The following is an 8,408-nucleotide window of genomic DNA, read 5'->3' on the forward strand; positions in this document are numbered from 1 at the left end:
CGGTAACAATCCGTGGCTGATGTACTGTGGCGAATGGCGGACGAGATCGGCCCGACACCAATCAGGAGCAGGGATGAACTGGGCAGCGAGAATGGCCGGCGGGCGTTTCCACTATGGATGGCTCGTCGTGGCGGTGGTGTTCCTCGTGCTGCTGGCGGCGGCCGGCACGCGCGCGACGCCGAGCGTGATGATGGTGCCGCTCGAGCATCAGTTCGGCTGGAGCCGGGCGACGATTTCGCTGGCGATTTCGGTCAACATCGCGCTTTACGGCCTGATGGGCCCGTTCGCGGCGGCGGCGATGCAGCGCTTCGGCGTGCGGCCCACGCTGCTCGTGGCGCTCGGCACGATGGCGGCGGGCGTGGCGCTGTCTTCGCTGATGACGCATCCGTGGCAGATGATCCTGATCTGGGGTGTCATGGTTGGCGGTGCGACGGGCGTGGCGGCGCTGTCGCTCTCGGCCACCATCGTCACGCGCTGGTTCACCACGCACCGTGGTCTCGCGATGGGCATCCTCACCGCAAGCTCGGCCACGGGCCAGCTGGTGTTCCTGCCGTTCCTCGCCGCCATCGCCGAAAAGCATGGCTGGCAGATGGTCGTGCTGGTGGTGGCGATCGCCGCCGCCGTGGTGCTGCCGCTGGTGGCGTTGCTGTTGCCGGAGCGCCCGGCCAGCGTCGACCTGCGCCCGTTCGGCGAGCCGCACGACGCGCCCATCGTCCCGCCCGCGCCGCAGCAGAATCCGCTCACGCTCGCGTTCGGTGCGCTGGCATCGGCCAGCCGCACGCGCGACTTCTGGCTGCTGTTCTTCAGCTTCTTTATTTGCGGTGCGAGCACCAACGGTTACGTGGGCACGCACCTGATCGCCATGTGCGGCGATTACGGCATGACGGAAGTGCAGGGCGCTTCGCTGCTCGCGACCATGGGCATTTTCGATCTGTTCGGCACGACGCTTTCGGGCTGGCTCTCGGACCGCTTCAACAGCCGCGTGCTGCTGTTCTGGTACTACGGGCTGCGCGGGCTTTCGCTGATCTATCTGCCGCACGCCTTCGGCATCGACTTTTTCGGTCTGCCGATCTTCGCCGTGTTCTACGGCCTCGACTGGATCGCGACCGTGCCGCCGACGGTGCGCCTCGCCACCGATGTGTTCGGCAAGGAGCGCGCGCCCATCATCTTCGGCTGGGTGGTGGCGGGTCACCAGCTGGGCGCGGCGTTCGCGGCATTCGGCGCCGGGCTGCTGCGGTCGAGTCTGGGCACCTACACGGTGGCGTCGATGATTTCGGGCGGGTTGTGCCTGATCGCTTCGTTCCTGGTGCTGCGCATCAATCGCCGCGCGCGTGAAGTGGGCGTGCAGGCGGCATGAGACGCTTTGTGCCGAGGTTGCGGCGTCCACATCGGATTCGATGCCTGAGCGCGTTTTGTGCAGCGCGGGTATGCTGATGGCCCCGGGCGAGCGCCCGCTATCCTCAAGGACAGACAAGGCATGACGAAGCAAAAACCCGCACCGACAGCCGTGCCCATCCACGAATTGATCGCCGGCCGCTGGAGCCCGCGCGCCTACTCGAACGAGCCGGTCTCGCGCGAGGCGCTGCATGCGGTGATCGAGGCTGCGCGCTGGGCGCCGTCGGGCTACAACCTGCAGCCGTGGCGCTTCATCGTGTTCGATCGCACGGCCGACGAAGCCGCGTTCAAGCGCGCCTTCGGTACGCTCGTGCCGTTCAACCAGCAGTGGAACGCGCCCGCGCCCATCCTGATCGCGGTGACGGCGCAAACGCTCAACGCGAAGGGCGAGACCAACCGCACGGCGCAGTACGATGCGGGCGCGGCGGCCATGTCGCTGGTGCTGCAGGCACATGCGCTCGGTCTGGCTGCGCACCAGATGAGCGGCTTCGACGTGAACGCCTTCCGCAAGGAGTTCGCCCTGCCGAACGACGTGGAACCGCTCGCGATCATTTCGATCGGCCACTACGGCGAGATCGAAAAGCTCGAGCCGGTGCTGCGCGACCGCGAAAAGGCAGAGCGCACGCGTTCGGCCGTCGGCGAGATTGCCTACGCGAACGCATGGAAGCAACCGTTCAAGGGCTGACCGGTCCAAAGCGGTAAAAACAGGACGCGCGGATGATCCGCGCGTTTGTGCTTACAGGGCCGCATCAGGGCCCTGCGGTTGCCCCGCGCCGCGCTTTCGTGATACAAAGCCGGTCCTCCCAGCCTTCCTCATCGCGCGCGCCTTGTGCCGTGCGTCATTGCCATGACCCCGTTTTGCGCGATCGACTTCGGTACTTCCAATTCGGCCGTGGCGCTGCCAGGCGCCGCTTCCGGCGATGCCATGCGGCTCGCGCCCGTGGAAGGCGCGCACACCACGTTGCCGACTTCGGTGTTCTTCAACACCGACGAGCACACGCGTGAATTCGGCCGCGCTGCGCTCACCGCTTATATCGACGGTTTCGACGGGCGCCTGATGCGCTCGATGAAGAGCATTCTCGGTTCGCCGCTGGCGGAAAGCACCACCGATCTCGGCGACGGTAGCGCGATGCGCTACACGGAAATCATCGCGATCTTCCTCGATCACCTCAAGCGCAGCGCCGAGCGTTGCGCCGGCGCGCCGATCACGCGCGCGGTGCTGGGCCGCCCGGTGTTTTTCGTCGACGAAGATCCGCGCGCCGACAAGCTCGCTCAGGATCAGCTCGAAGCGGCGGCGCGCACGGTCGGTTTCAAGGAAATCCAGTTTCAGTACGAGCCGATTGCAGCGGCATTCGACTATGAATCGCGTCTGACGGAAGAAGGGCTGGTGCTGGTGGCCGACATCGGCGGCGGTACGTCGGACTTTTCGCTGGTGCGCGTCGGGCCGCAGCGCATGACGCGTCTGGAGCGCAAGGACGACGTGCTCGCGCACCACGGCGTGCACGTGGCCGGCACGGACTTCGACCGCCGCGTGGAACTGGCGACGATCTTGCGCGAACTCGGCTATCAGGCGCTCGACCCGGAGGGCCGCGAACTGCCGAACCGCGTCTATTTCGATCTGGCCACCTGGCATCTGATCAACACGGTTTACACGCCCAAGCGCGCGACCGAACTCAAGCTCATGCGCCATCTGTATACGGATACCGCGCAGCACGACCGTCTGCTACGCGTGGTCGACTGGCGTCTGGGTCACGCGCTGGCGGCGCGGGCGGAAGAGGCGAAGATCGGCGTGTCGGCGGGCGGCGAAACGATGATCGATCTGGAGCAGGTGGAAACCGATCTGCGACTTGCCTTCGACGATGCGCAACTGGTCGAGGCCGGCCGCGAAGAGACGCGCCGCATCGTTCAGGCCGCGCGCGACACGGTGCAGGCAGCCGGTGTGGCGCCTGCGTCGGTGAACGCGCTGTATTTCACGGGCGGCTCGACGGGTCTGCTGTTCCTGACCCAGGCGCTCGCCGAAGCATTCCCGCATGCCCAAGCCGTGTTCGGCGACCGTCTCGCCAGCGTGGCGACGGGTCTGGGCATTCACGCGAAGCGCCTGTACGGCTGAACGTCAGGCAGAAAGTGGGGGGCGCAAAATGCGCAGGCGACAAAAAACCCCACTTTCAAAGAGAAGAGTGGGGTTTTTCTGTAAGCTTGCCAGTCAGGACCAGAGGTAAATCCTGACAGTCAAAGACGGTATTTAGACCGGCTTGATGTTAGCAGCTTGCTTGCCCTTCGGGCCCGTACGCACTTCGAATTGAACCTTTTGGTTCTCTTGCAGCGTCTTGAAGCCGTCGATCTTGATTTCCGAGAAGTGCGCGAACAGATCTTCGCCACCGCCGTCCGGCGTGATGAAGCCAAAGCCCTTAGCGTCATTGAACCACTTGACGGTACCGGTTTCCATATTACTTTCCTAAAAATGAATGAACAAAGAGGTGCCGAAAATCAAGGAAGGGGTATGGGACCAACCGGAGTACCGTTGATGGGCGAACTACGAAAGACCTATTCACACTCGCCGCTTGAAATCCTGCCCGAACTTTATACGGCTTATTGATTAACAGGTCAACTAGGACCCAGGGAATCTCCATATATTTTTACCCTGGGGTCGAAACAAAGTCTTACAAAGCTTGCTAAGTTGCTGTTTTTTTTGTAGTGGCAGAAGATTTTCGGCGCCTTTTGGCGGTGCAACCGTTAAACTACGCGCCGCGCATGAGTTGCGCCTACGGGCGCAATCGACATCGCGCGCAGGTGCGACTGCCGCTGGAACCCCGCCCGCACAACAGACGGGGCATGCGGTGTTGAACTGCTCTTGATACAGGAGAAGACGTGAAAAGTTCTATTCAACGGAACATCGGCCCGTTCGCGCTGATGTTTACCGGCCTCGGGTCGATCATCGGCTCGGGCTGGCTGTTCGGCGCATGGAAAGCCGCCAAGATCGCGGGTCCCGCCGCGGTCTGCGCGTGGGTGATCGGGGCCGTGGTCATTCTGGCCATTGCACTCACTTATGCCGAACTCGGCGCGATGTTCCCGGAATCGGGCGGTATGGTCCGCTACGCCCGTTACTCGCACGGCGCACTGGTGGGTTTCATCAGCGCATGGGCGAACTGGATCGCCATCGTTTCGGTGATTCCGATCGAAGCCGAAGCCTCCATCCAATACATGAGCACCTGGCCCTATCCGTGGGCACACGCGCTGTTCGTCGATGGATCATTGACCCACTCCGGGTTGTTCCTGTCGGCGCTGCTCGTGATCGTGTACTTCATGCTGAACTACTGGGGCGTGAAGCTGTTCGCGCGTGCCAATAGCGCCATCACGATTTTCAAGTTCATCATCCCGGGTCTGACGATCATCGGCCTGATGACGACGGGTTTCCACCACGAGAATTTCGGCGAGGCGACCACGTTCGCGCCTTATGGCTGGTCGGCGGTGTTCACGGCAGTCGCGACCAGCGGCATCGTGTTCGCGTTCAACGGCTTCCAGAGCCCGATCAACCTCGCGGGCGAAGCGCGTAATCCGTCGAAGAGCATTCCGTTCGCGGTGATCGGCTCGATCGTCTGCGCACTGGTGATCTACGTGTTGCTGCAGGTGGCGTACATCGGCGCGGTCGATCCGGCTGAAGTGGCGAAGGGCTGGAACCTGTTCAACTTCAAGTCGCCGTTCGCGGAACTCGCGATCGCGCTGAACCTGAACTGGCTGGCGATCCTGCTGTATGTGGACGCGTTCGTGAGCCCGAGCGGCACCGGCACGACCTACATGGCAACGACCTCGCGCATGATCTACGCGATGGAGCGCAACAACACGATGCCGGCGATGTTCGGCAACGTGCACCCGTTCTACGGCGTGCCGCGCCAGGCGATGTGGTTCAACCTGGTCATCTCGTTCATCTTCATGTTCTTCTTCCGCGGCTGGAGCTCGCTGGCAGCGGTGATTTCGGTTGCGACCGTGATCTCGTACCTGACCGGCCCGATCAGCCTGATGGCGCTCAAGCGCGCTGCGACGGATATCGAGCGCCCGCTGTCGGTGCCGTTCATGAAGGTCATCGCGCCGTTCGCCTTCGTCTGCGCATCGATGATCCTGTACTGGGCCAAGTGGCCGCTGACGGGCGAAATCATTCTGCTGATGGTTGTCGCGCTGCCGGTGTACTTCTACTTCCAGGCCAAGCAAGGCTTCGGCGGCTGGGGCCAGGATCTGAAGGCTGCATGGTGGCTGTGCGCCTACCTGCCGACGATGGCCGTGCTCTCGCTGATCGGCAGCAAGCAGTTCGGCGGTCACGACCTGATTCCCTACGGCTGGGACATGCTGGTCGTCGCGATCATCTCGCTGGGCTTCTACTTCTGGGGCGTGAATTCGGGTTACCGCACGCCGTATCTGGAAGAGCGCAAGGAACACGACGAAGTGCTCGAAGGCATCGGCGCGCACTAAGCAACGCTAGCGCATCGAGCCAACAAAAAGCCCGCCTGAAGCGATTCAGGCGGGCTTTTTTGCGTCTGGACGTTGGTTTGTGCGCTTACTGGGCGATAGCCGATCCGAACACGTAATTCGTCATCGCCAGCGCGCGCTGGTAGGTGCCGAGCGATTGCACGCCCAGCGTGTAATCGTCGTCGGCGGCGCCTAGTGCGGCGAACACCGGCAGCAGATGTTCGTCGGTCGGGTGCATCAGGACCGCGTGCGGCGCCTGGCGCCGATAGTCGAGCAGGGCGTCGATGTCGCGTTCCGCAAGGCGCGCTTCGAACCATTCGGTGAACTCGGCCACGCGCGGATCGGCATCCTCGGGGCGCGCCGAAAAATCCGCCTGACGCAGGTTATGCGTGATCTGACCCGAACCGATCACCATCACGCCTTCGTCGCGCAGTTCGCGCAGCGCGCGGCCCACGGCGAAGTGATACGCGGCGTCGTTGCGCGGCTGGATCGACAACTGGGCGACAGGGATGTCGGCGTCTGGGAACATCAGCAGCATCGGCACCCAGGCGCCGTGGTCGAGCCCGTGCGCTTCCTCATCGACTTCCACGCCCTGGGCACGCAGCAGCGCCGCCGCGCGCTGCGCGGTTTCGGGCGCGCCGGGCGCGGGGTACTGGATCTCGTAGAGCGCGCGCGGAAAGCCGTAGAAGTCGTGGATGGTTTCGGGCTGCGTCGCCGTGCTCACGGCCGGGCGCTGCGTGTACCAGTGCGCGGAGAGCATCAGGATCGACTTCGGACGCGGCAGATGCTGGGCCAGCGCCGTGAAGCCTTCGCGCGGCATGGCGGGATCGATCGGCAGCGTGGGCGCGCCGTGCGACAGGAAAAGCGTGGGGGTACGGGTGGTCATGATCGTAAGCCACGTGGAGTGGCTGAAAAGTTTCGCATTACGATCAATATAAGACTCAACTCTCGCGAATTAAACGTGCGTCGAGCGAATTGATTGTGTCGCCGATGTTGATAATCGGCGTGGCGATACAAACCAGAAAAGGTCAGTCGGCGGTATGGCGCAAACCGGGCCAGGCAGGCGCCAGTGCGGGGCCGAGTGCGAATTGATCGAGCACGCGCGCGACCGTGTGATCGACCATTTCGTCGATCGAGGCCGGCTGGCTGTAGAACGCGGGCAAAGGCGGGAAAATTACGCCGCCCATTTCGGTGACGGCCGTCATATTGCGCAGATGCGCGAGGTTGAACGGCGTTTCGCGCACCATCAGCACGAGCCGGCGGCGCTCCTTGAGCGTGACGTCGGCGGCGCGGGCGATCAGGTTGTCGGAGAGGCCGTGAGCGACGCTCGCGAGCGTCTTCATCGAGCAGGGCGCGACGATCATGCCGTCGGTCGCGAACGAGCCCGAGGCGATGGTGGCGCCGACGTCGCGCACCGAATGCACGACATCGGCGCGCGCGTGGAGGTCTTCCTTGCTGAGCTGCAGCTCGTGCTGGATATTGAGCCAGCCAGCGGCAGAAACCAGCAGATGCGTTTCGACGCCGCCCACGCGGCGCAGCGTCTCCAGCATCCGCACGCCGTAGATCGCGCCGGTGGCGCCGGTGATCGCGATGATCAGGCGGCGTTGCACCGGCGACGGCGTGGCGTTCACGTCAAACGACAAGCGGGGCGTGCCGGGAAGACGTGCTTACGCTGCTGCGAACAGCTGTTGCAGTTCGCCGTTCTGGTACATCTCCATCATGATGTCCGAACCGCCGATGAATTCGCCCTTCACGTAGAGCTGGGGAATCGTCGGCCAGTTCGAGAATTCCTTGATGCCCTGACGGATGCCGTCGTCTTCGAGCACGTTGACGGTCTTGAGCTGATCGACGCCGCACGCCTTCAGGATCTGCACGGCACGGCCGGAGAAACCGCACATCGGAAACTGCGCGGTGCCCTTCATGAAGAGGACGACGGCGTTTTCGTCGACGATCTGCTTGATGCGCTGTTGGGTGTCCATGTCTGACCTTGGCTTGCTTGAATAGGGTTGATGCGGAATACGTGGATTGCAGAACGAAATGATAGCGGATTTCGCCGGTGCGGGCCTGGCATGGCCTGGGCGAGCGAGGTCGCGCTGCGCGTGCTAGCCGCTAAAACGTCCGCCGCTGATGCGCTCGATCTCCGCCAGATCCCGCTTTGAAGCGACATCGGCGAAACCGCGCGCGTCGAGCAGCGTGCGGACCGCCGCCGCCTGATCGTAGCCGTGCTCCATCCAGAGCACGCCGTTCGCCACCAGCCGGGCGGGGGCGCCTTCGATAATCGTGCGCAGGGCGCTCAGGCCGTCGGCTTCGTCGGTGAGCGCGCCGCGCGGTTCGAAGCGCAGATCGCCCTGATCCAGATGCGGGTCGCCGTTCGCGATATAGGGCGGGTTGCTGACGATCACGTCAAAGCGCAGCGCGGCGTCGAGCGCGTCGTACCAGCTCGCTTCGATAAACGTGAGGGCGCCGCCCGGACGCGCGGCGTCGAGCAGCTTTGCGGCATTGCGCGCGGCCACGGCCAGCGCGCCCGCCGAACGGTCGACGGCCCACACGCG

Annotated in this window: 8 protein-coding genes and 1 pseudogene; 4 read left to right on the top strand and 5 right to left on the bottom strand. The window is 63.7% G+C overall.

Features of this window, described 5'->3' with window-relative positions; translation table 11 throughout:
• Positions 1-73: 73 nt before the first annotated feature.
• The 3 genes from G3N59_RS33735 to G3N59_RS33745 all read left to right on the top strand — a co-directional run bounded on the left by G3N59_RS33735 (position 74) and on the right by G3N59_RS33745 (position 3,505).
• A complete protein-coding gene (locus G3N59_RS33735) occupies positions 74-1,357 on the top strand; it encodes an MFS transporter (RefSeq protein WP_205987170.1) in 1,284 nt (427 codons plus the stop codon).
• 120 nt (positions 1,358-1,477) lie between these two features.
• Positions 1,478-2,080, top strand: a complete 603-nt coding sequence (locus G3N59_RS33740; RefSeq protein ID WP_205987171.1) for a nitroreductase family protein — start codon at positions 1,478-1,480, stop codon at positions 2,078-2,080.
• Between the two features lie 162 nt (positions 2,081-2,242).
• Complete coding sequence (locus tag G3N59_RS33745) at positions 2,243-3,505, top strand: Hsp70 family protein (RefSeq protein ID WP_205987172.1); 1,263 nt, start codon at positions 2,243-2,245, stop codon at positions 3,503-3,505.
• A gap of 132 nt (positions 3,506-3,637) precedes the next feature.
• On the opposite strand, the gene G3N59_RS33750 is transcribed toward G3N59_RS33745, so the two are convergent.
• Positions 3,638-3,841 carry a cold-shock protein gene (locus G3N59_RS33750; RefSeq protein WP_027819263.1) on the bottom strand — a complete coding sequence of 68 codons (204 nt, stop codon included), beginning with the start codon at positions 3,839-3,841 and terminating at the stop codon, positions 3,638-3,640.
• A gap of 422 nt (positions 3,842-4,263) precedes the next feature.
• Here G3N59_RS33750 and G3N59_RS33755 point away from each other — a divergent pair, with 422 nt between their 5' ends.
• A complete protein-coding gene (locus tag G3N59_RS33755) occupies positions 4,264-5,859 on the top strand; it encodes an APC family permease (RefSeq protein WP_205987173.1) in 1,596 nt (531 codons plus the stop codon).
• Between the two features lie 85 nt (positions 5,860-5,944).
• Here G3N59_RS33755 and G3N59_RS33760 read toward each other — a convergent pair whose 3' ends face one another.
• From G3N59_RS33760 to G3N59_RS33775, 4 genes and pseudogenes are all read right to left on the bottom strand, one after another.
• Positions 5,945-6,742 (bottom strand): class III extradiol ring-cleavage dioxygenase, encoded by a 798-nt coding sequence (locus G3N59_RS33760; RefSeq protein ID WP_205987174.1) that lies wholly within the window; start codon positions 6,740-6,742, stop codon positions 5,945-5,947.
• A gap of 142 nt (positions 6,743-6,884) precedes the next feature.
• A complete protein-coding gene (locus G3N59_RS33765) occupies positions 6,885-7,499 on the bottom strand; it encodes a UbiX family flavin prenyltransferase (protein ID WP_277397964.1) in 615 nt (204 codons plus the stop codon).
• Between the two features lie 24 nt (positions 7,500-7,523).
• Complete coding sequence (gene grxD / locus G3N59_RS33770) at positions 7,524-7,835, bottom strand: Grx4 family monothiol glutaredoxin (RefSeq protein ID WP_205987175.1); 312 nt, start codon at positions 7,833-7,835, stop codon at positions 7,524-7,526.
• 123 nt (positions 7,836-7,958) lie between these two features.
• Positions 7,959-8,408: pseudogene (locus tag G3N59_RS33775) on the bottom strand (protein-(glutamine-N5) methyltransferase, release factor-specific); the annotation flags it as partial.

Origin of the sequence: Paraburkholderia sp. Ac-20340 (genome assembly GCF_017104965.1) — a bacterium.
Taxonomy (GTDB): domain Bacteria; phylum Pseudomonadota; class Gammaproteobacteria; order Burkholderiales; family Burkholderiaceae; genus Paraburkholderia.

Coding starts and splice junctions, on each gene's coding strand:
- G3N59_RS33735 (WP_205987170.1), top strand. CDS start 74: ATGAACTGGGCAGCGAGAATGGCCGGCGGGCGTTTCCACTATGGATGG.
- G3N59_RS33740 (WP_205987171.1), top strand. CDS start 1,478: ATGACGAAGCAAAAACCCGCACCGACAGCCGTGCCCATCCACGAATTG.
- G3N59_RS33745 (WP_205987172.1), top strand. CDS start 2,243: ATGACCCCGTTTTGCGCGATCGACTTCGGTACTTCCAATTCGGCCGTG.
- G3N59_RS33750 (WP_027819263.1), bottom strand. CDS start 3,841: ATGGAAACCGGTACCGTCAAGTGGTTCAATGACGCTAAGGGCTTTGGC.
- G3N59_RS33760 (WP_205987174.1), bottom strand. CDS start 6,742: ATGACCACCCGTACCCCCACGCTTTTCCTGTCGCACGGCGCGCCCACG.
- grxD (WP_205987175.1), bottom strand. CDS start 7,835: ATGGACACCCAACAGCGCATCAAGCAGATCGTCGACGAAAACGCCGTC.